Genomic DNA, 21,012 nt, shown 5'->3' on the forward strand with positions numbered 1-21,012 from the left:
CGCCGATCAACCGATATGCGAGAGCTTGAGCAGCAGTTGCACGTCCTTCAGCAGCTTCTTGCCGTTGGCCTTGGCGTCGTAGCGCAGCACCAGGTTGCCGTGCGGGTCGACCACCCACAGCAGCGGCCGCTCGCCGCCGCCGGCCTTGTCGTACAGGGCCGGGTCCAGGCCGTAGCGCTGCAGGCGCGGGTAGTCCTGCCTCACCAGGTTGGCGAAGTCCGCCGGCAGCTCGCCGCTGGCGGCCAGGGCGTGGCCGGCGCGCGAGGCTTCGCGGCCGAGGGCGATGTTGACCTGGCGGGCCAGGTAGACCAGTTGCTGGCAGTCCTCGCCGCAAGTGCCCGGCGCGGTCACCAGCAGTTGCCACTGCTCGCCCTGGCTGCGTCCCTGCACGCCGAGGTCGGCGGGGGTCTGGCCGTTGCCGATCAGCGCGCCGCTGTAGCTGCGCCCCTGTGGCACCCAGAAATTCCATTTGTACATGGCGCTGGCGAGCAGCATCGGCCCCACCACCAGGCCGATGATCGCCAGCAGTTGCAGGCGGCCGCGGGCGCGGCGCGGACGTTCAGGCATCGGAATCGCGAGACTCATGGTTTTTCTCCCGTGCGCGGCGCACACCGAGGTAGAGATAGAGGGCGAGCAGGGCCGTCGCCAGGGCGAACCACTGCACGGCGTAGCCGGTGTGCCGCTCCGGCGGCATCGAGACCAGGGGCCAGTCGGTGTCGAAGCTGGCGTCGCCCGGTTCCAGGCGGATTTCCCAGGGCAGCCCGGCGCGACCGAAGGCCTGCCACAGCGCCGGGATGTCGAGCTGGGTCACCAGGCGCGGCCAGCCGCCGGCCGGCGCGTCGGCCAGGTGCAGGCCGCCGGGTGGCGGCAGGTAGGTCCAGGCGTCGAGCAGGAGGACGCGGTCGGGGGTTTCCAGCGTCGGCGGCGAACGTCGGTCAGTCCATGCGACCCAGCCGCGGTTGACCAGCAGCCAGAGGCCGCTGGCCTGGTCGTAGAAGGGTTGCAGCACCTCGACCCCGGCCTGCCCGTTGCGCAGCCGGTTATCCAGCAGCAGCGTATGCCGCTCGTCGAAGCGGCCGTGCAGGCGCACGCGGACGTACGCCGGGTCGCGCAGCCCCTCTAGCTGCCCGGGCGACACCGGCTCGGCGCCGCGCCGGGCCTCGTAGCTGGCCAGCAGGGCGCGCTTCTCGTCGGCCCGCTGCAACTGCCAGGTGCCCAGCCAGAGCAGCACCGGCAGCAGGCCGAGGACTACCAGGGTCGGCAGCAGGCCGGGGCGGAACGCGCCACGCATGCTGCGTCTGTCATTGCGTCCGGCCTCCCCGAGGCGCTGGCTATACTGCATGAATCCCCCCATCGCCGGAGTCCCACCATGTTGAAAGTGGCGATCGTCCTGCTACTGCTGGCTACCCTGGTGAGCCTGTTCAGCGGCCTGTTCTTCCTGGTCAAGGACCAGGGCCATGGTTCCCGCGTGGTCAATTCGCTGACCGTCCGCGTGGTGCTCGCCGCGGCGACCCTGGCGCTGGTCGCCTGGGGCTTCTACAGCGGCGAGCTGAACAGCCACGCGCCCTGGCATTTCTGATTACCCCGGTGGCGGTCAGATCACGTAGACGAAGATGAACAGGCCGATCCAGACCACATCGACGAAGTGCCAGTACCAACTGGCGGCCTCGAAGCCGAAGTGGTGCTCGGCATCGAAGTGACCGCGCAGGATGCGGATCAGCATGATGCCGAGGATCAGCGCGCCGAGGGTCACGTGGGCGCCGTGGAAGCCGGTGAGCATGAAGAAGGTCGAGCCGTAGATACCGGCGCCGAGGGTCAGGCCCAGCTCGTTGTAGGCGTGCACGTACTCCTCGGCCTGCAGGATCAGGAAGGCGATCCCCAGCAGCACGGTCAACGCCAGCCAGGCCTTGAGCGGGCCGCGCTTGTTCTTCTTCAGGGCGTGGTGGGCGAAGGTCACGGTGAAGCTGGAGGTGACCAGCAGGATGGTGTTGATCAGCGGCAGCTTCCACGGCTCGATCACCGCGCTCGGCGGCGGGAACAGCTTCGGGTCCGGGGTCTGCAGCAGCGGCCAGCTGTACTGGAAGTTCGGCCAGAGCATGTGCGCCACGCCCTTGGCACCCTCGCCGCCGAGCCAGGGACCGGCGAAGTGGCGGACGTAGAACAGCGCGCCGAAGAAGGCGGCGAAGAACATCACCTCGGAGAAGATGAACCAGCTCATGCCCCAGCGGAACGAGCGGTCCATCTGCGCGCTGTAGAGTCCGGCGCGACTCTCGCGGATGACGTTGCCGAACCAGCCGAACAGCATGTAGGCGATGATCAGCCCGCCGACGAAGAAGATCCACGGGCCATGGGATTCCTTGTGGCCGGCGGTGAGGTCGTTGAACCAGGTACCCAGGCCGAACACCGTCACCAGCAGGCCGATGCTGGCGATGATCGGCCACTTGCTCTGGGCGGGGACGTAATAGTGTTCGTGGCTTGCCATGTTGTTCTCCTTATCGTCCCGCAACCGGTACGGGCGGCTTCCGCGCAGTGATATCGAAGAGGGTGTAGGCCAGCGTCACGTGCCGCACATCCTTGGGCAGATCGCGGTCGACGATGAAGCGCACCGGCATCTCGATGCTCTCGCCGGGTTGCAGCACCTGCTGGGTGAAACAGAAGCATTCGGTCTTGTGGAAGTAGGCTGCGGCCTCGGCCGGGGCGATGCTCGGGATGGCCTGCGCGGTCATCGGCTTGTCGCTCGGGTTGCGCGCGTAGAACACCATCTGGTTCACCGCGCCGGGATGCACCACCAACTGGTCGCCGGCGGAGCGGAACTCCCAGACCATGTCGATATTGTTCGAGGTCATGAACTGCACCTTCACCTCGCGCCCGACATCCACCTGCTGCTCGCCGCTGTAGGCGCTGCCGGCGGTCTTGCCGTTGATCCCCAGGGCGCGGCACATCACGTCGTAGAGCGGCACCAGGGCGAAGCCGAAGGCGAACATCAGCACGGTCACCAGCAGCAGGCGGCCGACCAGGCGGCGGGTATCGACCTTGGCATCGCTCATGGCGCGCTCCTCACTTGACCTCGGGCGGGGTGCTGAAGGTGTGGTAGGGCGCCGGCGAGGGGATGCTCCACTCCAGGCCCTCGGCGCCGTCCCAGGGCTTGGCAGGGGCCGGCTTGCCGCCGCGGATGCACTTGATGACGATGAACAGGAACAGCAGCTGGGTGGTGCCGAACATGAAGGCGCCGATCGACGAAACCATGTTGAAGTCGGCGAACTGCAGGTTGTAGTCGGGGATCCGTCGCGGCATGCCGGCGAGGCCGACGAAGTGCATCGGGAAGAACGCCAGGTTCATGCCGATGAAGCTCATCCAGAAGTGCAGCTTGCCGAGGGTCTCGTCGTACATGTGGCCGGTCCACTTCGGCAGCCAGTAGTAAGCCGAGGCGAAGATGCCGAAGATCGCGCCGGGCACCAGCACGTAGTGGAAGTGGGCGACCACGAAGTAGGTGTCGTGGTACTGGAAGTCCGCCGGGGCGATCGCCAGCATCAGTCCGGAGAAGCCGCCGATGGTGAACAGGATGACGAAGGCCACGGCGAACAGCATCGGCGTCTCGAAGGTCAGCGAACCCTCCCACATGGTGGTCACCCAGTTGAACACCTTCACCCCGGTGGGCACCGCGATCAGCATGGTGGCGTACATGAAGAACAGCTCGCCGGTGACCGGGATGCCGACCACGAACATGTGGTGCGCCCAGACCACGAAGGAGAGGAAGGCGATGCTGGCGGTGGCGTAGACCATCGAGGTGTAGCCGAACAGCGGCTTGCGCGCGAAGGTCGGGATGATCGCACTGACCGCACCGAAGGCAGGCAGGATCATGATGTACACCTCGGGGTGGCCGAAGAACCAGAACACGTGCTGGAACAGCACCGGGTCGCCGCCGCCGGCGGCGCTGAAGAAGCTGGTGCCGAAGTGGATGTCCATCAGCATCATGGTCACCACGCCGGCCAGCACCGGCATCACCGCGATCAACAGGAACGCGGTGATCAGCCAGGTCCAGACGAACAGCGGCATCTTCATCAGGGTCATGCCCGGGGCGCGCAGGTTGAGGATGGTGGCGATCACGTTGATCGCGCCCATGATCGAGCTGATCCCGGCCAGGTGGATGGCGAAGATGAAGAAGGTCACGCTGTGCGGGGCGAAGGTGGTCGACAGCGGCGCGTAGAAGGTCCAGCCGAAGTTGGGGCCGCCGCCGGGCATGAACAGGGTGCTGACCAGCAGGCCGAAGGCCGCCGGCAGCAGCCAGAAGCTGAAGTTGTTCATCCGCGGCAGGGCCATGTCCGGCGCGCCGATCATCAGCGGGATCATCCAGTTGGCCAGGCCGACGAAGGCCGGCATCACCGCGCCGAAGACCATGATCAGGCCGTGCATGGTGGTCATCTGGTTGAAGAACGCCGGCTCGACGATCTGCAGGCCGGGCTGGAACAGCTCGGCGCGGATCACCATGGCCATCGAGCCGCCGAGCAGGAACATCATGAAGCTGAACCACAGGTAGAGGGTGCCGATGTCCTTGTGGTTGGTCGTCAGCACCCAGCGCATCAGGCCCTTGGCCGGTCCGTGGTGGTGGTCGCCGGCATGGTGGTCGGGCGTATCGATCACAGCACTCATGGCGGTCTCCTATTGTTGTTTCTGCTTGTAGGCGACGACGTCTTTCGGGGTGACCATGTCGCCATCGTCGTTGCCCCAGGCGTTGCGCTCGTAGGTGATCACCGCGGCCAAGTCGACCTCGTTGAGCTGCTTGCCGAAGGCCGCCATGGCGGTGCCGGGCACGCCGTTGAAGACCACTTCCAGGTGGTGCTCCTTGGGCCCGGTGACGATCTTCGAGCCCTTCAGCGCCGGGAACATCGGCGGCATGCCCTGGCCTTCGGCCTGGTGGCAGGCGGCGCAGATGGTGTGGTAGACCTTGTCGCCGCGCGCGACCAGTTCTTCCTTGGTCCACTCCTTGCTGGTCAGTTCCTTGACCTTCGCCGCCTCTTCCTTGCGCTTGGCCAGCCACTGGTCGAACTCGGCCTTGGGCTTGACGTCGACCACGATCGGCATGAAGCCGTGGTCCTTGCCGCACAGCTCGGCGCACTGGCCGCGGTAGATGCCGGGCTCGTCGACCTTGGTCCAGGCCTCGTTGACGAAGCCGGGGATGGCGTCGCGCTTGACCGCGAAGGCCGGCACCCACCAGGAATGGATCACGTCGCTGGAGGTGATCAGGAAGCGCACCTTGGTGCCCACCGGCAGCACCAGCGGCTCGTCCACCTCCAGCAGGTAATGCTCGTCCTTCGCCTGCCGGTTGTGGATCTGGTCCTGCGGGGTGGCCAGGTTGCTGAAGTACTCGACGTCCTGGCCCAGGTACTTGTACTGCCACTTCCACTGGTAGCCGGTGACCTGCACGTCCAGCTCCGGCTCGGAAGTGTCGTAGATGTGGATCAGGGTGCGGGTGGCGGGCACCGCCATCACCACCAGGATCACGAACGGCACCACCGTCCAGAGGATTTCCACCGTGGTGCTCTCGTGGAAGTGCGCCGGCTGCTGGCCGGTGGAGCGGCGGTGGACGATCATCGACCAGAACATCGCGCCGAAGACCAGCACGCCGATCACCACGCAAATCCAGAAGATGGTCATGTGCAGGTCGAAGACGGACCGGCTCACCTCGGTAGCGCCCGGGGCCATGTTGACCGTCCAGGCGGCATTCGCCTGGCTGATCGCCGAGAGCAAAAGGAAGCCCATCCAGACTCGTGGATGTCGCAGCATTCGGGTTCCCCTTATCGTTGTTTTTATCCCGCCGGCAGACGCCAACGGCCAAGGGGTGGACCGCCAAGACAACGAACTTTGACCGTCGCACCTCGGCACACAGCAAGGCAGGCCGGGTTCATCAGGTTCAGCATTCGAGTGGGAGTATAGACAGCGGCTGCGACATAACAACGCAGCGTAAAAACGTCGCTGGAAAGTGCCGATTCTTCTCTAAAAGCCGCGAGCGGCGTGGCTTTGCAGGCGAATGGTGGCCGCCTGATATATCATCCTCGCATAACCACGAAGCGATTATGACAATCGCGTCTTAGCCGGCGCGCGCCGCCGGCTATGTTTCTCCTCTTCTTCACCATCCCCGTTGTATGGGAGAACCCATGAACACCGCTGCCCTCCGTGAACTCATCCAGCAGGCGCACCTCAGCGAAGCCCGCCACGGTCACCTGGCTGATCTGATAGCCAGCCGCCTGCCCCGCCTGCATCGCACCATCCAGCCGCAAGGCGAGAACACGGAAGACATACTCACCCGCTTCGTCCACGCCTACGTCGAACAGGTACCGGACCTGCTCGACGCCGCCAACAGCGTGGCCCGCGAAGCCGGCATCGAGGAACGGATCAAGCCGGTGCTGAAGGTCGCCGAGCAGTTCTTCCTCACCCCGCCGGCGTTGCTCGCCGGCCACGACGGCCTCGACGCCCTGCTCGACGAAGCCTACCTGGCGCACCGCCTGGTGGAAGAAGTGAACGACCGCTACATCGCCCACTTCGGCCAGGCACTGATCCCACTGGACACCACCGTAGCCAACCTGGTGGCCCACCAGTTGATCGGCGAGCCCTTCGCCAACCGGCTGGACGAAGCCGTCCACCATGCAGTGGAGAACATGCTCGACGCCACCACCTTCGACGCCGACTCGGCCCGCGCCTACCGCGAGAACCTGAAGAACCCGCGGGTGGTCGCCGCCTGGCAGCAGTGGCCGTGCCTGTCGAAGCAGCTCGGGGTGGAACTCAGCCTGGGCTGACCGCCCCGCCATTGCGCGCGCCGCCCAACCCGACGCTGCCGCGCAGGCGCCCTTCCAGGCGACGCTTCAAGGCGCGCGGTTCGATCACCAGGCGCGAGCCCTGCACCGGAGCCATCCGCCCCCAATCCTCGAGCAGCTCCATGCAGGCATGGTCGACATAGCTGAGGTTATCCATCGGTACGTGCAGGGTGGTCCCCGGCTTGACCTCGTCGAGCACCCGCGACAGCGCCGGCACCTTGAGGAAAGTCGCGGCGCCGCTCAGGCGCAGCTCGGCTTCATGCTCGCCGGTGTAGCGCAGGGCGATCTTCAGCCGCGCCGCCTTCAGCACCAGCTTCAGCAGGGTCAGGGCGAAGCCCACCAGCACGCCGGTCAGCAGGTCGGTGAAGACGATGGCCAGGGCGGTGGCCGCGTACACCAGCATCGGCATCCGGCCGTAGCGAGAGAGGTTGCCGAGGGCCTTGAAATCGACCAGCTTGACCCCGGTATAGACCAGCACCCCGGCCAGGCTCGCCACCGGAATCTGCCGCAGCAGGCTGCCGAGCAGGAGGACGAAGGCGAGCAACCAGAGGCCGTGGAAGATCGCCGAGGCGCGGGTTCGCGCACCGGCATTGACGTTGGCCGAGCTGCGTACGATCACCCCGGTCATCGGCAGCGCGCCGAGCAGGCCGCAGAGCATGTTGCCGACCCCCTGGGCGGACAACTCGCGATCCATGTCCGAGCGCGGGCCGTCGTGCAGGCGATCCACCGCCGCCGCCGAGAGCAGGGTCTCCGCACTGGCGATGAAGGCCACCACCACCGCCGCCAGCAGCAGGGAGGGATCGGCCAGAGCCAGCAGGTCGGCCGGGCGTAGCCAGTCGATGGCCTCGCCGAGGTTGGCCGGTACCTCGACCCGCCGCACGTCCAGCGCCAGCCAGAGGCTGGCCAGGGTCGCCAGGCTCACGCCGAGCAGCGCGCCGGGTAGGAAGCGCAGGCGTTGCGGACGCAGCTTGTCCCAGCCCCACATCACCGCGATGGTGCCCAGCCCGAGCAGCGCCGCGTCGAGGCCGCTGTCCATGCCCAGCGAACCGAGCGCGGCGAACGCCGCCTGGGGGAATGCCAGCAGGTTGTCGAGGCCGGACGCCTTGGGCGCCAGGTCGAGCATCACGTGCAATTGCGAAAGGACGATGAGGATGCCGATGCCGGCGAGCATCCCGTATACCACCGCCGGCGAGGTGACCCGGAACCAGCAGCCCAGGCGCAGCCGCCCGGCGAGCAGCTGGATGGCGCCGGCGAGCAGCAGGATCGGCCCGAGCATGGCCACCCCGTAGGTACGCACCAGTTCGAAGACCAGCACCGCGAGGCCGGCCGCCGGGCCGCTGACCTGTAGCGGCGAGCCGGCCAGGAAGCCGACCACCAGGCCACCGACGATGCCGGTGAGCAGGCCCTTGGCCGGCGGCATCCCGGAGGCGATGGCGATGCCCATGCACAGCGGCAGGGCGACGAGGAACACCACCACGGAGGCCATCAGGTCCCGCGGCAACGTGTCCCGGAGGGACGGAAACACCTTTGAAACATGCATGGCACAGTTCTCCTGCGAATTTTTTCCACGACGAGGGAGCGACGCCAGGACCAGGCCCGGCGCCGGTTGTGTGTGCGCAGTGTGTTTTTTCTTGTAATAGCGACCCGTTCAGCCCCGGAACGGGGCTTCCCAGAGGTCGTCCATGGCAGGAACGGCGAAAGGTGACGCGAAAACGCTGTTGTTATCCGGCGGCCCGCACGGCCGCCGCTATCACGAGTTCAGGTAGCGCGGCGCGGGCGTGGCCATCGGCACCGGATGCTCGCCGTCGAGGGGCAGGAAGCGACCCTGCTTGGCGTCGTAGGCGCGGATCTGCGCACTCTCGATGTCGTACACCCAGCCGTGGATGAACAGTTGCCCGCTGGCCAGGCGCGAGGCCACCGAGGGGTGGGTGCGCAGGTGATCGAGCTGGGCCACCACGTTCTCTTCGGTGAGCACCCCGAGGGTGTCGTGGCTGGCGCCGCAGTCGCAGTTGTCCGCCACCACCGTGCGCGCCACCTCAGCGTGCCGCAGCCATGCCTTGACCGTCGGCATGCGTTCCAGGGTCTGCGGGTCGAGCACGGCGCGCATCGCCCCGCAGTCGGAGTGGCCGCAGACGATGATGTGGTGCACGCCCAGCGCCAGCACGGCGTATTCGATGGCGGTGGAGACGCCGCCGTTCATCTGCCCGTAGGGCGGCACCACGTTGCCGACGTTGCGGGTGACGAACAGGTCGCCGGGGGAACTCTGGGTGATCAGCTCGGGAACGATGCGCGAATCCGCGCAGGTGATGAACATCGCCCGCGGCCGCTGGCTATTGGCGAGCTTCTTGAACAGCGCCTGCTGCTCGGGAAAGACCTCCCGGCGGAAATGCTGGAATCCATCGACAATCCTTTTCAATGCGTCGTCAGCGCTTTCCTGCTCTGGAGAATCGGACTTAACGCCCCGCATACGGTCTGGCATGGTTCGGAACCTCGATGAATGGATCGATTGAATTTTCCCACGTCTGCCGACGCTTTCCCCATAGGAAAAAGGCACAACAAACGCAGAGCGACCTACGTGACCGGCCGGTCACTTCTGGTGCTCAACGCTAATGCCCGAAGCTTAACCATAAATTAAAAAATCCCTCTATCTCGCACGTTGTCAGCTTTTTTCACGATATTTCCAGAGGATGTCGACAGGCTATCATGGCAAACGAGTGGCATTTCCATTCGCCCCGCATAAGTGGTGAAAGGTTTCAGTCAACCGGTTGGCTACGTGCAGGGAAATTCGTCGAATGGGAAAATCCGGCGCACCGCGCCAGCGGCCATGACCTGGCCGCCCGGCGCCAGCCAGCTATCAGAACAGGTCCAGTTGGCGGCGCACCGGCGCACCGGTGGGGAACAGCGGCAGGTTCGGCACGAAGCGCGCCAGCAGGCACGCCGCAGCCATTCGCTGGCGTTGCTGGCCGTCACGCAGGACCTGGCGGCAGCGCGCCTCGCCCAGAGGTTCGCCGAGCAGGTAGGCGCGCCCGGCGACGAAGCGCGCGCCGTGGTCCCGCCACCAGGCGGTAACCCGCGCCGCGTCCGGCCAGGTGAGGTTCTCATCGTCGTCGAGGGCGACGTCTTCGTCGTCGGGATCGTCGTTGGGGCCAGGGTCGTAGTCGGGCAAGGCCTCCAGCTCCAGGTCGAGCAGCGCCAGGTCGGCGCCGGTGATCAGGCTGAAGGCCTCGCCGGCGACCCGCGCCAGACTCTCGTCGCGCATCTGCTGGATCAGCCAGGGCACCGCCACCGGATCGCCGAACAGGCCGGTGGCCTGGATGCCGATCCGCCGCGTGTCCGCCGCCTGCATCAGTTGGCGAATCCAGGCCATGCTGGTGTCGCGCGGCTGCCAGGCGAGCAGCACCATGGTCGCCGGCAGCTGGAACGGGCCGGGCTGCCCGGCGAACGCACGCAATGGCCCCAACGCCTCCTCGTCGCCCATCTGCGCGGTGGCCCAGTTGGCCCAGAAGCGCAGGCTCGGGTCATCGTGGGCGCGATAGGCGCGGATATTCGCCATCAGGTCGCGCCGACGCAGCTCGCCGGCGGTGCGCGCGGCGCGCGCCAGCACCGCCGGGTCGGCGTGGCCAAGGGCGGACAGCAGCGCCGGCCCCGGGTCATGCCGGTGCATGCCGCAGGCGGCCAGGCCAATGTTGCGGAACAGCGGCTCGGGCGAGGCCAGCAGGCGCTCCACCCAGGGCCGCGCCTGGTCCCAGTCGAGCCAGCCGAGGGCTGCGGCGAAGAATCGCGCGCCCTCGGGAAAACGCCGTAGGTGCTCGCACAACTGGGCCAGGGCTGTACCGTTCGTGCCACGAAACACCAGTATCGCAGCGACGAAAACCTCTCCCTCGGCGTTTGTGTCCAGCGCCTTCAGCACCAGGTCCAGGCTCCTCAGTCCACCTATCTGCAACGCATCCAGATGCGCCTCAATCCGATTGTCGAGATCCAGCAGGTGCGCCAGGTCGTAGTGGGGAGCACGCACGGCATGGTCGCGCAGCCCCGCCAGAAAGCCGGCCTCCTCGACGTGCTGGTCGATGACAGCGGCGACATTCATCGTCGATCAGTTCTCCGGGCAGACATGACGCTGCCAGGTGCCGCCGTCGTAGCTGAGCACGCATTCATCGCCCACCACCCACATCACCTCGGGTTTGGCATCGATGGCGTAGTAAGCCTTCTTACCCTGCACTGGCACCTTGGTCTCACTCAGGCGCGTACCGTCGTACTCGAGCAACTGGTCGGTCGCGGTCACATAGAGCTTGCCGGCGAACTCCACCATATTCTCCAGTACCTCCGAGCACAGGTCGCGGTCGCCGATATCGGTCCAGCCGACCTGTGCGCTGCCGCGTAGCAGGATGCCGCCGGAACCGCCTATGTAGACAGTGCCATCGGCGGCGCAGTGCACGCAGTAGAGCGGCAGGTTGGTGGGCGCCGCCGATGCCTGCCAGCCCTTGCCGTCCCAATGCCAGATGGCGCCGGCATCGCCGACGGCATACACATCGTCGCGCGAAAACCCGTCTATACCGTTCAGGCAAGCGGTAACCTCGTCCCCCAGGGGGACATAAAGCCCCTGGTCGATACGCTGCCAAACGCCCTTGTTCTGCCGCAGCACCTGGTTCTGGGTGCCGCAGGCATAGAGCTCACCGTCCACCTCGCAGAGATCCATCAGGTAGACGTTGTCGATGTCCAGCGTGGCATCCGTGCTGGACTGCCCGGACGGGTGTTCACGCAACAGGCCGGCGCGTCCCAGGAAGCAGTAGTCACCTTTCTGCTGCCCGCGCCGCGGACTCCTCTGCAGGGCGCTGTAGACGACTTCGGGGATATCGTAGACGTGGAACCAGTCGTCCTGGTCGATCATCATCACCCGGGTCACGCTGGGTTCCGCGCCCTCCAGGTAGAGGTGCCCGGCGAGCAGCGCCTCTTGAGGCCCGATCGCAATGACGTTGGTGAAATAGAGGGCGGTCTCGCTCTTTGCCATGGTTCAGTTCCTATGGACGTCCCGCAGGTGCCGGCGCGGAACGCGCGGGTGGTATGACTTTTCCCGCCGCGCCCGAGGCGCGGAGGTTCGTGGCGGTGGTGCAGCCCGGCCCCTTCTTGGGCTTGGCCTTGTAGTACTGGTCGAGCTGGAAGGCGACGCACTCCTTTTCTTTTTTCGTCAGCTCGCGCGGCGGGCTCAACGCTCCCCCTGCCGAAGCAGCCGCGGTGTTGCGCGCGGTTTCGTACTTGAACGGCTTGCCTTTGTCGAAGTGGTCCAGTTCGACCGGATCGAACTTCGCGTGACAACGCTTGTGCGAGCCCTGGTGCTGGTTGCCGCGCGACACACAGATCACCGGGGCCTTGGAGTGGCTGTAGCCGGCCTTGCCGCGCATACAGCGACCAGGAATCAGGTGGTGGCCGGTCTGTGCGCCCCCGCCCGCCGTGCTAGGGCACGCCTTGCTGTAGGGCTGCAGGCGCAGGTGCTCCATGCCGGCACACTTGCCGCCCGGCTTGAAGGCCGCCTTCATCTTCGAGGTGTGCGGCCAGGTCGCGGTATTGCCGGGAGAGGGGTTGTGGTTGTGGGTGGTCAGGTCGAGATGGCGGACGACGTTCAGGCCTTCGATCTTCACGTCCATCGACCATGAAGTGAAATAGACCTTGCCGGTATTGGTACTGGTGATGATGCCTTTCTTCGGCGCACGCCCAGCCTCGTCGCCGTAGCTCTTCTTGAAGTGGCTCTTGTTCTTGAGCATCACTTCCTTGCGGGTGATCCTTACGGTCCGGCTACCTCGGGTGGTGTCCTTCGACATGCCGGTATTAGGGTAGGGGACCGGCACGCCCAACGGCGTCGGTGGTGCCTGAGGCGGCGTGAAGCAGACGTCGGGGAACGACGCTATCGATTTCCCCGAGGCCGACTTGCAGGAGAGCTCGCGGCCGTTGGCATAGACCTCGTTGGCCATCTAGTTCGCCCTCACTCGCTGGTAGCCAAGCACCACCGCGGCCCGTTCGCCAGCATCGTTGCCCGAATGACAGAGTACCTGCGGGCCGTGTGCATACCCCTTGCGTGAGGCGGCAAGGGCGATGCACAGCAGCGCGGGGCCTGTCATCGCTCCGCACTCGCCGATGCAATCCGCAGGGCTCCAGAGTTCGACGCGCTCCTTGCGCACCCGCAGGGTTCGACTCAAGGCCAGCGCGGCCTCCTTGAAGTAATACTGCTCGCCGGGGAGGTCTGCCAGGCGATAGTCGACAAGTTCGTAACCGAACCCGCAGTCCGCGAACGCCGCTTTCACCGCCTGGGTGAGGCCGTCCGCCCGCAGCGGCAGGCCCTCGCTTTCGACGGTAGCCTTCTCCACCCCGAACCCCAGCCCCAGGCACAGCAATTGCGGTTCCTCGCTGGCGCACGCGGCCGTCACCAGTACCGCCGCCGCGCCTTCGCCGGGGATGAAGCCATCCTGGCAGTGGCTGCCCAGCAGCCGGTCGCGTTCCTGGTAGGCCGCCAGCGTCGCCGCGGTCAGGTAGGAATCGACTCCGGCGATCAGCACCTTCGAACACCCCTGTTCGATGAGCTTGCGCGCGTTGAGGAGCGCCACCGCGGCGCTCACCCGACCGCGCGGGATGACGCAGGAACGTTCATGGAAGCGGTAACCCAGGCGCTCTTCGATGGCCTGTAGCAAAGGCTGCTCCAACCCCGCCAGTCGTCCGGGCCGGTCGACTTCGGCAACGCCAAGCAGCAACGGCATTTCGCGAATGTCCTCGGCGGGCAACCCGGCCACACATTCGGCGATGGCCATGGCAGCCATCCCCACCAATTGCGCGTAGCCGGAGGACGGCTCGGGCAGCATCACCGGAGCGCCGACCAACCATTCGCCGCCCTGGTCGATGAAACGCGTCTCCTGGAAGTTGTCCAGGGCGCAGCGGATCGCCGCGCAGCTGGCCGGCGCGCTGAGGCCGACCGCGCTGACCATGCCGGAGGCGACGATGCTCAGGACCTGGCTCATGCCTCGTCCTCCTCGGCCTGGCGGCTGCGTACCAGTGCGGCAAGCGAGGGGTAGTAGTCCTTGCCCAGCTCGCGGGCGCGCCACCAGGCGGCGGACTTGCTGCCGACCAGCACCTGGGCGACCTCGAACAGGTTGCGCTTCAACGGCCGGCGAATGCGCCAGGTGACTTCCACGCGACGGGCGTCGCAGTCCACCAGCAGGGTATCGATCCGTGCCTGCGCGGTTTCGTGGCCACCCTTTTTCAGGAAGAAGGTCACCGGCACCTCCCTGCGCGGCACGCGGAAGGCCGCGCGCTCCTCGCCGGTGAGGTTGAGCAGCAGGACCTCCTCGCCGCCGCGCAGATGGTCGGTCCACTGGTCGGCCGGCGCGGACTGGAAGTAACGCTCGTCGAAATCGGCGGGCAGGAACGGGAAGCGCTCGGCCAGCCAGGCGTCGTCGTAGCGGCCGGCAAAGCCGACCCGGGCCTGCCAGTGGCGACCGAGCGGGCCGAGCGCCATCGGCGTGAAGCGGCCGTGGGGGCTGTCCACCGGCTCGCCGAGTTTTTCCGTGGCCGGCATCGGCGTGCCGACGATCTCGGCGGTGTCGGCGCTGCGCGGAAACCAGCCACATCCGGCCGGATTGGCCATGTAGCAATCCATGAAATCAGGGTTGTCCGGCGAGGCATGGCTGCCGCCGAAGGCACTGGCGTAGGAAATGTCCTGGCGCTGGAACGGCTGCGCGACGCCCGCGCCGGCACCGAGCAATCCCGGTTCCCACTGGCGCGGCCCATGCACCGTCAGCGCCTTGCTCACCCGGCCGACGCGGATGCCCGCGGTCAACTGCTGTACCGGCCGCCCGCCGGGCGCCTGGGCGCTGCCCAGCACCAGCACATCGCAGAACGGCTTGAAGGGAACGAACTCGCACTCCCGGCGCGGCGCGGAAAGCCCCGGCTCGCCATAGAATTCATCGACCATCAGCAGCGCCTGCTGCTCGTCCAGCAGGCGCGCCTCGCGACCGTCCAGCGGCAGGTCGAAACTGCCCTTGGCGATCACCACCAGCGACTCCCGGCCTTCGGCGTCGAGCCCCTGGTTGTAGGCGGCGGCCAGCGGGGTGGCGTTCAACAGTTCCATGTCCGGCCCGCCGCGCTCAGTTGATCTGCACCGAACCGCCCTTGATCCGGTTGACCCCGGTGGAGCGGCTGGAGAGGTAGGCGCCATGGATGATCACCTTGCCGGCGCGGGTCAGGGTGATGCTGGCCTTGCCGCAGCGCAGGACGATCTCGCGTTCGGCACTGAACTCCAGGCGCTCGCCGTCCAGTTGCGCCAGCGCTTCCTGCGGCAGGCGCTGGATGCGGCCGATCAGCAGCGGCTGGCGCGGATCGCCGGCGACGAACATCAGCGCTACCTGGGCGCCGATGTCGGCGCGACTGAGCTGAGTGGTGGTGGCCGCCGCCAGGCCGTGCTCGCTCGGGCAACCGGGATAGGCGACCACCGGAGCGGCGGCGTCCGGCACGTCGAGGAGGACGCCGATGACCACGCCGTCCAGCCGCGCGGGAAGGGCCGTCGTGGCCCCAGGTAGATGGATCTCGACACTCATGCGCTGACTCCCTGGCTCTGCGCCGCTTCAGTTCTGGAGGATCTTGCGTCCCTTCACCACCACGTTCTTGTCGGCCTTGACGTTGATCGCCCCGGATCCGTCGATGGTGATGTTCTTGCCGCTGATGACGATGCTGCCGTCCTTCTTCATGCGGATGCTGGCGGCACCGGTGACCAGGGTGATCGAGTCGCCGGCGTTGAGCGTGAAGCTCTTGCCCACGTCCAGGCTATCGTCCTTGCCCACCGAGGTATCGCGGCCCTGGCCGACGCTGCGCGACTCGTTCTTGCCGATGCTGGTGCTCTGGTTGCCGCCTATGTCGATGGTCTCGTTGGCGCCCACCGACTCGCTGCGGTCGGCGCCGATGCTGATCGTCTCGTTGTTGCCCACCGACTCGCTACGGTTCGCGCCGATGCTGATGGTCTCGTCGTTGCCGACGTCCTCGGTGCGATTTGCACCGATGCTGATCTTCTCGTTGCTGCCGACCTTCTCGGTGCGGTCGACGCCGATGCTGATGGTCTCGTTGCTGCCGACGTCCTCGGTGCGGTTCGCGCCGATACTGATCTTCTCGTTGTTGCCGACCTTCTCGGTGCGGTCGACGCCGATGGTGATGGTCTCGTTGTTGTCCACGGTCTCGGTGCGATCGTGCTTCACATGCACCGTCTCGTCGTGGTCGATGGTCTTGGTCCGGTCGTGGCCGACCCAGTGGGTCTCGTCGTTCTCGACCTCGATGTCCTGGTTCTTCTCGGCATGGATGAACAACTGCTCGGCGCCCTTCTTGTCCTCCATGCGGATCTCGTTGAAGTTGGCCGGCGTGCCGCCCTTGCTCGAACGGCTCTTGGTGCCGCTCTGGGTAGCGTTCGCCGGCAGCTCGTAGGGCACCGTCTGCTCGGCGTTGTAGACCCGCCCGGTGATGATCGGCCGGTCCGGGTCGCCTTCGAGGAAGCTGACGATCACTTCCTGGCCGATCCGCGGGATCTGGATCGAGCCCCAGTTCTTCCCCGCCCAGGCCTGCGAGACGCGCATCCAGCAGGAGCTGTTCTCGTTGGACTGGTCGTGGCGGTCCCAGTGGAAATGCACCTTGACCCGGCCATACTGGTCGGTCCAGATCTCCTCGCCCTTGGGCCCGACCACCACCGCAGTCTGCGGGCCACGGACGATCGGCAGCGGAGTGGTCGGCAAGGGGCGGTAGGCCTGGCCGGCATCGATGCAGTCCAGCTCGCTTTCGAACTGCGCGCCCACCCCGCCGCCGCCGGTCTCGTAGAGTTCCTGGACCACCCGGTAATCGGCACCGACCACCAGGTACTCGCGGTTCTGGTCCTCGCGCGGGTAGCCGCTGAGCTTGAACAGGTGGCCCGAACCGAGGCCGCGGGCGCGGCCGCGCAGGCGCACCCGTTCGTAGCGCGCCTGCAAGGCTTCGATACGGGTCCGCGCGTACTGCTCGCCGTCCTGGCTCTGTACGTATTCGCCAGGGTAGTCGTACAGCGGGTAGTCGGCCGCCGCATGCGAACGGGCGATATTGGAGCGCACCTCCAGGCGCGCGCCGGGGCGCTGGAAGTCGTAGTCGTTGAGGCTCAGTGAGCCGGACTGCACCTCGCGCGCCATGTGCCAGTCGTAGAAATGGTCGCGCTCGCGCTGTTCCAGGGTCGGCGGGTAGTAGGGCACGCTGGCGTAGTTCGGCGGGCTCTGGTGCGCGCCATAGGCGTCGGATAGAACCAGGATGTGCCGATTCCGCTCGTGGCGGAACCAGTAGTAGATGCCTTCCTGCTCCATCAGCCGGCTGACGAAGTCGAAACTGGTCTCGCGGTATTGCACACAGTATTCCCACTCGCGGTAGGAGCGGCTCAGGGCGTCCTCGAAGTCGGAGAAGCCGAGGTCGCGGAACACCTGCTTGATGATGTCCGGGACCTTCTGGTTCTGGAAGATGCGGCAGTCGGAGGTGCGCGTCAGCAGCCACAGCCAGGGGCGCAGGGTGACCTGGTAGCTGGCGAACTGGCCGTTGCCGGATCCCTGGCTGCAAGCGGCGACGATGCCGTGGAAATGCCGCCGGCTGCCGTCGTGCAGTTCCAGCGCCAGGCTGGCCGGCTTGCCCAGCAGCCCGTCGAGTGGCAGGTCGGGGTTTTCCGAGATCAGTTCCAGCTCGTAGGCGAACGGCCGGCCGAGCTCTTCGCGACCCTCCATTCGCTGCAATTGCAGGACCTCCGCGCCGAGCGGACTGTCGACCCGGACCAGGCGGGTCTGTTGCGCAAGTGCCATGAAATCATCCTTGATCCACGTCCATCACTGGCGCCGTTGGAGCGGCACCACCCAAGCAGCATAGGCGCGGATGCGGTGGAAAGGGGAGATGCGTGACACAGATTCCGACGAGCGCCCCGACCGACGGCGAACAGGCAGAAGGCCATCACGAAAGGCCGCTTCGGGCCAGGAAAGCCTTGATTCGCGAGCAACATTCCGTAAAGCTTTTGTCCAGCAATGACTCACTCAGAATCCTAGGGAAGGGGTTAACACAGTGACGCTCTATCGCCTCCACGAAGCCGATCTCGAGATTCCCGATGCCTGGCAGGACCAGAGCATCAACATCTTCAAGCTCCCCGCCAGCGGCCCCGCCCGCGAAGCCAGTTTCGTCATCAGCCGCGACCCCAGCCAGGGCGACGCGCCGTTCGCCGACTATGTCGCCCGCCAACTGGAAAACGCCGAGAAGCAATTGCCCGGCTTCAAGCTGCACAAGCGCTGGGACATCAACATCCACGGCCACGCCGCCGTGCTCCTCGACTACCAGTGGCAGCGCGAGGGCCGCGACCTGATGCTGCGCCAGGTATTCATCGAGCGCCGCCCGGCGGTGCTGATCACCACCCTGACCACCACCCCGGCTGACCTGCCGCACCACGAGCCGGCCTGGAAGCAGGCGATGCAGACCCTGGTCCCGCGCCCGACCCCTAGCTGACCCGAGTACCGACGCATGGATGCGCAAGCCGCCGCCCGACTGGGCGATGAGATAGCCCACGGTTTCGGTGTCGCCGCGATGGTCGCCGGAGCCGTGGCCGGAGCCCTGATCGGCGCCGCCGTGGTCGCCGCCACCGCCGCCACCGGCGGCCTGGCCGCGGTGATCCTGGCCGGCTCGATCGCCGCCGGCGGGCTGTCGATGTTCCAGATCGTCAAGGGCCTGACCACCATCTTCGAGCTACCCGAGCCGACCACCGGGGTGCTCATACGCGGCAGCTTCAACGTCTACGTGAACAGTCGCAACGCGATGCGCGCCGGCGACGACGTCTCCGCCACCTGCAGCGGCCTGCCGCTGAACCATCCGCTGTGGCCGTTCCCGGTGCTGATCGCCGAAGGCAGCGCCACCGTGTACATCAACGGCAAGCCGGCGGCGCGCCTGCAGAGCAAGATGGTCTGCGGCGCGCACATCAAGACCGGCAGCCAGGACACCTTCATCGGCGGCCCCACCGAGCGGGTGGCCTTCGTCCTCGACCTGGAGGAATGGCTGCACACCGGCCTCGAGGCGCTGGGCCTGGCGGCCCTTGCCGGCGGCCTGCTGCTGGCGGCGATGGCCGGGGTCGCGGCGCTGGTTGGCTTCGTCGCCATCGGCGGGCTGATGATGGGCGGCATGGCCCTGCTCGGCGACCTCGGCGACCGCCTCGGTCCCGGCTACCGCGACCTGTTCCAGGGCGTGGCGGGGATGGCATTGCTGGGCTTCGGGCCGAAACTCGCCGGTCGTCGTCCGGCAGCGGTGACCTCCGAAACCGCGCAACGACGCGCCTACCTGAACAACAAGTTCGGTCGTTCCGGCAACCTCGACCACGACATCAACTACCGCGGGAATCGTGAAACCGCCGCCAAGTTCTTCAAGTCGAAGGACATCGATCCTGCCGATGCCGAGTCGTACATGAACGGCCTGGACTTCAACCATCCGGTCCGCGTGGAAACCCTCGCGCCCGGCAAGAACCTGTGGCAGTACCAGTCCCCCGGAGCGCCGCAGGGCAACTGGTATACACTCAGCCCGCGCGTGCAGCCCACGGAGCTGGGAATCAACCCCATGGGCACCAACCGGGCGGCGAACACCATCGAACCCAAGGTCCTCAACTCCTACAGGACGACCCAGAAGGTCGAGGTCCTGCGCAGCACCGCTGCGCCGACCGATGACTTCTGGTCGGTAAAGGGACAGTCATATCCCGCCAAAGGCGGCGCGCAACAACTGTTCTCCAACGAGAAAGGCTCCTTCGGTCTGCTTCCCCGGGAGGGATCATGACACCCATCGAATACATCGACCGCGCTCTGGCGCTGGTCGTCGACCGGCTGGCCCGCTATCCGGGATACGAGGTCCTGCTGTCCGCGGAAAAGCAATTGCAGTACATCAGGTCCGTCCTGCTCGACCGCAGCCTGGATCGTTCCGCACTGCACCGGTTGACCCTCGGCAGCATCGCCGTGAAGGAATTCGACGAAACCGACCCGGAACTCTCCAGGGCCCTCAAGGACGCCTATTACGTCGGCATACGCACTGGCCGCGGCCTGAAGGTCGATCTGCCGTGAGCGATACGCCCGCTGAGGTCTGCGAAAACCTCCTGGCACGGGCACTCACCAATGACGATCTGGTCGCGTTCCTCGTCGGCGAGCAGCCCTATTTCATCGAAAGCCATAGCGGCGAAGAGGAACCGCAGGACGTGTGCCGGGCCATCGAGCGCTGCTTGTTGCCATGCTGGCAAAGCGGTCGTTTTCCCTACCTTCCCCGCCGCTTCGCCGACACCCTGCTGAAGATCCTCGCCACCTATCCCGATCGCAACCGGGCGATCTACGTCGCCCAGAACTGGATCTGGTACTACCGCTTCTGCCTGTCGAAGAAACGCGCGAATCCGCAGGGCCCCTACGGTGATCTGTTCGAGGTCGACCTCGGCGCCGTCGCGGTCGCGCTGAAGCGGCAGCTCGAGGCGAACAAGGACGAACTGATCCGCGACACCCGCTGGGCGGGCGCTACCTGGAACAGCAGCAACGGCCTGTGGGGTCCGCTCTTGCGCACATCCACGACGGTACGCGACAAACTCGACGGGCCGGATTTCGTTCCCGACACCCCGTGAGGCACGGACGCTGACGCCAGCCGAACGAACCAGCGAGAAGCAACCGATGAATCTGCAAACCTACCTGGTCAGCCGCGAGCACGTCTTCAGCATCGGTATCGAGACCGACTCCGGCCAGCACTACCTGTCCTTCCCGGTGGGCAACCGCCTGGTGGACTACGAGGAGTACTACCGGATCGATGCCGACGACTTCGCCCGCTACCTCCGCGACATGGGTTCGGCGCTGGAGTTCGTCGAACGCTGCCGACGCCGGCAAATGGACCATCTGCTGCTGGTCGCACCCGGCAACGACCGCGGCAGCGCGCTGTAGCGGCGATGGGCATGCACAAGGGCGAAGCCTTCGCCAGTCGGGACATCTACCTCGACTACGATTTCGAGGCGGTCACCTACCGCTGGGACCACCGCACCGCGCTGATCTACGTGCGCTTCTACGGCACAGCGGAATGCCCGGAGCCGGTGGCGTATCACAACCGGCTGTTCAACGACGCGTTGCGCTTCGGCCGGGAGATCAGCCGCGAGGAATATGAACGCGGCTTTCCCTTCCGCTAA

At 66.2% G+C, this 21,012-nt stretch carries 23 protein-coding genes; 8 read left to right on the forward strand and 15 right to left on the reverse strand.

Annotation, left to right across the window (positions count from 1 at the left end):
- Positions 1-6: 6 nt before the first annotated feature.
- Positions 7-585 (reverse strand): hypothetical protein, encoded by a 579-nt coding sequence (locus FOC67_RS25375; protein ID WP_003101218.1) that lies wholly within the window; start codon positions 583-585, stop codon positions 7-9.
- Complete coding sequence (locus FOC67_RS25380) at positions 560-1,354, reverse strand: SURF1 family protein (RefSeq protein ID WP_003119510.1); 795 nt, start codon at positions 1,352-1,354, stop codon at positions 560-562. The genes FOC67_RS25375 and FOC67_RS25380 overlap by 26 nt, the downstream gene beginning before the upstream one ends.
- 15 nt (positions 1,355-1,369) lie before the next feature.
- On the opposite strand from FOC67_RS25380, the gene FOC67_RS25385 reads away from it, so the two are divergent.
- The gene (locus FOC67_RS25385) at positions 1,370-1,579 is read left to right on the forward strand and encodes a twin transmembrane helix small protein (protein ID WP_003110653.1); all 210 of its coding nucleotides are present in this window, start codon (positions 1,370-1,372) and stop codon (positions 1,577-1,579) included.
- Between the two features lie 15 nt (positions 1,580-1,594).
- Here the strand turns inward: FOC67_RS25385 and FOC67_RS25390 are convergent, their stop codons facing one another.
- The 4 genes from FOC67_RS25390 to coxB are packed head-to-tail and all read right to left on the reverse strand — an operon-like array spanning position 1,595 to position 5,784.
- Positions 1,595-2,482: a cytochrome c oxidase subunit 3 gene (locus tag FOC67_RS25390; RefSeq protein WP_003115030.1), complete on the reverse strand. Its 888-nt coding sequence runs from the start codon at positions 2,480-2,482 to the stop codon at positions 1,595-1,597.
- Between the two features lie 10 nt (positions 2,483-2,492).
- Positions 2,493-3,047 carry a cytochrome c oxidase assembly protein gene (locus FOC67_RS25395; RefSeq protein WP_003083725.1) on the reverse strand — a complete coding sequence of 185 codons (555 nt, stop codon included), beginning with the start codon at positions 3,045-3,047 and terminating at the stop codon, positions 2,493-2,495.
- Positions 3,048-3,057: 10 nt separating this feature from the next.
- A complete protein-coding gene (gene ctaD, locus FOC67_RS25400) occupies positions 3,058-4,650 on the reverse strand; it encodes a cytochrome c oxidase subunit I (RefSeq protein WP_003083723.1) in 1,593 nt (530 codons plus the stop codon).
- A 9-nt stretch (positions 4,651-4,659) separates the two neighbouring features.
- Entirely contained in the window at positions 4,660-5,784 is a 1,125-nt protein-coding gene (gene coxB, locus FOC67_RS25405; protein ID WP_003101203.1) for a cytochrome c oxidase subunit II, read from the reverse strand.
- A gap of 371 nt (positions 5,785-6,155) precedes the next feature.
- Here coxB and FOC67_RS25410 point away from each other — a divergent pair, with 371 nt between their 5' ends.
- The gene (locus FOC67_RS25410; protein WP_003083705.1) at positions 6,156-6,794 is read left to right on the forward strand and encodes a hypothetical protein; all 639 of its coding nucleotides are present in this window, start codon (positions 6,156-6,158) and stop codon (positions 6,792-6,794) included.
- Here the strand turns inward: FOC67_RS25410 and FOC67_RS25415 are convergent.
- The 9 genes from FOC67_RS25415 to vgrG1b form a co-directional block, all read right to left on the reverse strand.
- Positions 6,781-8,352 (reverse strand): SulP family inorganic anion transporter, encoded by a 1,572-nt coding sequence (locus tag FOC67_RS25415; protein ID WP_003083703.1) that lies wholly within the window; start codon positions 8,350-8,352, stop codon positions 6,781-6,783. The genes FOC67_RS25410 and FOC67_RS25415 overlap by 14 nt on opposite strands.
- Before the next feature lie 210 nt (positions 8,353-8,562).
- Positions 8,563-9,291, reverse strand: a complete 729-nt coding sequence (locus FOC67_RS25420; RefSeq protein WP_003083701.1) for a carbonic anhydrase — start codon at positions 9,289-9,291, stop codon at positions 8,563-8,565.
- Between the two features lie 375 nt (positions 9,292-9,666).
- Positions 9,667-10,899 carry a TIGR02270 family protein gene (locus FOC67_RS25425; protein ID WP_009314921.1) on the reverse strand — a complete coding sequence of 411 codons (1,233 nt, stop codon included), beginning with the start codon at positions 10,897-10,899 and terminating at the stop codon, positions 9,667-9,669.
- 6 nt (positions 10,900-10,905) lie between these two features.
- Complete coding sequence (locus tag FOC67_RS25430) at positions 10,906-11,820, reverse strand: hypothetical protein (protein WP_003110650.1); 915 nt, start codon at positions 11,818-11,820, stop codon at positions 10,906-10,908.
- Between the two features lie 10 nt (positions 11,821-11,830).
- Complete coding sequence (locus tag FOC67_RS25435; protein WP_003123791.1) at positions 11,831-12,778, reverse strand: DUF4150 domain-containing protein; 948 nt, start codon at positions 12,776-12,778, stop codon at positions 11,831-11,833.
- Positions 12,779-13,816: a 3-oxoacyl-ACP synthase gene (locus tag FOC67_RS25440; RefSeq protein WP_003161052.1), complete on the reverse strand. Its 1,038-nt coding sequence runs from the start codon at positions 13,814-13,816 to the stop codon at positions 12,779-12,781. It lies immediately after the preceding gene.
- Positions 13,813-14,925 (reverse strand): DUF2169 domain-containing protein, encoded by a 1,113-nt coding sequence (locus tag FOC67_RS25445; RefSeq protein WP_003083696.1) that lies wholly within the window; start codon positions 14,923-14,925, stop codon positions 13,813-13,815. The genes FOC67_RS25440 and FOC67_RS25445 overlap by 4 nt, the downstream gene beginning before the upstream one ends.
- A gap of 16 nt (positions 14,926-14,941) precedes the next feature.
- Positions 14,942-15,391: a DUF6484 domain-containing protein gene (locus tag FOC67_RS25450; RefSeq protein WP_003136987.1), complete on the reverse strand. Its 450-nt coding sequence runs from the start codon at positions 15,389-15,391 to the stop codon at positions 14,942-14,944.
- A 27-nt stretch (positions 15,392-15,418) separates the two neighbouring features.
- Positions 15,419-17,644 carry a type VI secretion system spike protein VgrG1b gene (vgrG1b, locus tag FOC67_RS25455; RefSeq protein WP_009314913.1) on the reverse strand — a complete coding sequence of 742 codons (2,226 nt, stop codon included), beginning with the start codon at positions 17,642-17,644 and terminating at the stop codon, positions 15,419-15,421.
- A 253-nt stretch (positions 17,645-17,897) separates the two neighbouring features.
- Here vgrG1b and eagT6 point away from each other — a divergent pair, with 253 nt between their 5' ends.
- From eagT6 to FOC67_RS25485, 6 genes are read left to right on the forward strand one after another with little or no spacing between them, the layout of a single operon-like run.
- The gene (gene eagT6 / locus FOC67_RS25460; protein WP_003111796.1) at positions 17,898-18,332 is read left to right on the forward strand and encodes a type VI secretion system effector EagT6; all 435 of its coding nucleotides are present in this window, start codon (positions 17,898-17,900) and stop codon (positions 18,330-18,332) included.
- 15 nt (positions 18,333-18,347) lie between these two features.
- Positions 18,348-19,640, forward strand: a complete 1,293-nt coding sequence (gene tse6 / locus FOC67_RS25465; RefSeq protein ID WP_009314911.1) for an NAD(P)+ glycohydrolase Tse6 — start codon at positions 18,348-18,350, stop codon at positions 19,638-19,640.
- A complete protein-coding gene (locus tag FOC67_RS25470) occupies positions 19,637-19,921 on the forward strand; it encodes an immunity protein Tsi6 family protein (protein ID WP_003104961.1) in 285 nt (94 codons plus the stop codon). The genes tse6 and FOC67_RS25470 overlap by 4 nt, the downstream gene beginning before the upstream one ends.
- Positions 19,918-20,463 (forward strand): hypothetical protein, encoded by a 546-nt coding sequence (locus FOC67_RS25475; protein ID WP_009314908.1) that lies wholly within the window; start codon positions 19,918-19,920, stop codon positions 20,461-20,463. The genes FOC67_RS25470 and FOC67_RS25475 overlap by 4 nt, the downstream gene beginning before the upstream one ends.
- A gap of 46 nt (positions 20,464-20,509) precedes the next feature.
- Complete coding sequence (locus tag FOC67_RS25480; RefSeq protein ID WP_003123786.1) at positions 20,510-20,773, forward strand: hypothetical protein; 264 nt, start codon at positions 20,510-20,512, stop codon at positions 20,771-20,773.
- 11 nt (positions 20,774-20,784) lie between these two features.
- A complete protein-coding gene (locus tag FOC67_RS25485) occupies positions 20,785-21,012 on the forward strand; it encodes a hypothetical protein (protein ID WP_269326411.1) in 228 nt (75 codons plus the stop codon).

The organism is Pseudomonas sp. FDAARGOS_761 (genome assembly GCF_013343155.1).
In the GTDB taxonomy this organism is placed as follows: domain Bacteria; phylum Pseudomonadota; class Gammaproteobacteria; order Pseudomonadales; family Pseudomonadaceae; genus Pseudomonas; species Pseudomonas aeruginosa.

What these genes read in the sequence shown, in the direction of transcription:
- FOC67_RS25450 (WP_003136987.1), bottom strand. Translation starts at nt 15,391, where the DNA reads ATGAGTGTCGAGATCCATCTACCTGGGGCCACGACGGCCCTTCCCGCG.
- FOC67_RS25390 (WP_003115030.1), bottom strand. Translation starts at nt 2,482, where the DNA reads ATGGCAAGCCACGAACACTATTACGTCCCCGCCCAGAGCAAGTGGCCG.
- FOC67_RS25445 (WP_003083696.1), bottom strand. Translation starts at nt 14,925, where the DNA reads ATGGAACTGTTGAACGCCACCCCGCTGGCCGCCGCCTACAACCAGGGG.
- FOC67_RS25420 (WP_003083701.1), bottom strand. Translation starts at nt 9,291, where the DNA reads ATGCCAGACCGTATGCGGGGCGTTAAGTCCGATTCTCCAGAGCAGGAA.
- FOC67_RS25430 (WP_003110650.1), bottom strand. Translation starts at nt 11,820, where the DNA reads ATGGCAAAGAGCGAGACCGCCCTCTATTTCACCAACGTCATTGCGATC.
- vgrG1b (WP_009314913.1), bottom strand. Translation starts at nt 17,644, where the DNA reads ATGGCACTTGCGCAACAGACCCGCCTGGTCCGGGTCGACAGTCCGCTC.
- tse6 (WP_009314911.1), top strand. Translation starts at nt 18,348, where the DNA reads ATGGATGCGCAAGCCGCCGCCCGACTGGGCGATGAGATAGCCCACGGT.
- FOC67_RS25480 (WP_003123786.1), top strand. Translation starts at nt 20,510, where the DNA reads ATGAATCTGCAAACCTACCTGGTCAGCCGCGAGCACGTCTTCAGCATC.
- FOC67_RS25410 (WP_003083705.1), top strand. Translation starts at nt 6,156, where the DNA reads ATGAACACCGCTGCCCTCCGTGAACTCATCCAGCAGGCGCACCTCAGC.
- FOC67_RS25380 (WP_003119510.1), bottom strand. Translation starts at nt 1,354, where the DNA reads ATGGGGGGATTCATGCAGTATAGCCAGCGCCTCGGGGAGGCCGGACGC.
- FOC67_RS25415 (WP_003083703.1), bottom strand. Translation starts at nt 8,352, where the DNA reads ATGCATGTTTCAAAGGTGTTTCCGTCCCTCCGGGACACGTTGCCGCGG.
- FOC67_RS25425 (WP_009314921.1), bottom strand. Translation starts at nt 10,899, where the DNA reads ATGAATGTCGCCGCTGTCATCGACCAGCACGTCGAGGAGGCCGGCTTT.
- FOC67_RS25385 (WP_003110653.1), top strand. Translation starts at nt 1,370, where the DNA reads ATGTTGAAAGTGGCGATCGTCCTGCTACTGCTGGCTACCCTGGTGAGC.
- FOC67_RS25435 (WP_003123791.1), bottom strand. Translation starts at nt 12,778, where the DNA reads ATGGCCAACGAGGTCTATGCCAACGGCCGCGAGCTCTCCTGCAAGTCG.
- FOC67_RS25485 (WP_269326411.1), top strand. Translation starts at nt 20,785, where the DNA reads ATGCACAAGGGCGAAGCCTTCGCCAGTCGGGACATCTACCTCGACTAC.
- FOC67_RS25440 (WP_003161052.1), bottom strand. Translation starts at nt 13,816, where the DNA reads ATGAGCCAGGTCCTGAGCATCGTCGCCTCCGGCATGGTCAGCGCGGTC.
- FOC67_RS25375 (WP_003101218.1), bottom strand. Translation starts at nt 585, where the DNA reads ATGAGTCTCGCGATTCCGATGCCTGAACGTCCGCGCCGCGCCCGCGGC.
- FOC67_RS25470 (WP_003104961.1), top strand. Translation starts at nt 19,637, where the DNA reads ATGACACCCATCGAATACATCGACCGCGCTCTGGCGCTGGTCGTCGAC.
- FOC67_RS25395 (WP_003083725.1), bottom strand. Translation starts at nt 3,047, where the DNA reads ATGAGCGATGCCAAGGTCGATACCCGCCGCCTGGTCGGCCGCCTGCTG.
- coxB (WP_003101203.1), bottom strand. Translation starts at nt 5,784, where the DNA reads ATGCTGCGACATCCACGAGTCTGGATGGGCTTCCTTTTGCTCTCGGCG.
- ctaD (WP_003083723.1), bottom strand. Translation starts at nt 4,650, where the DNA reads ATGAGTGCTGTGATCGATACGCCCGACCACCATGCCGGCGACCACCAC.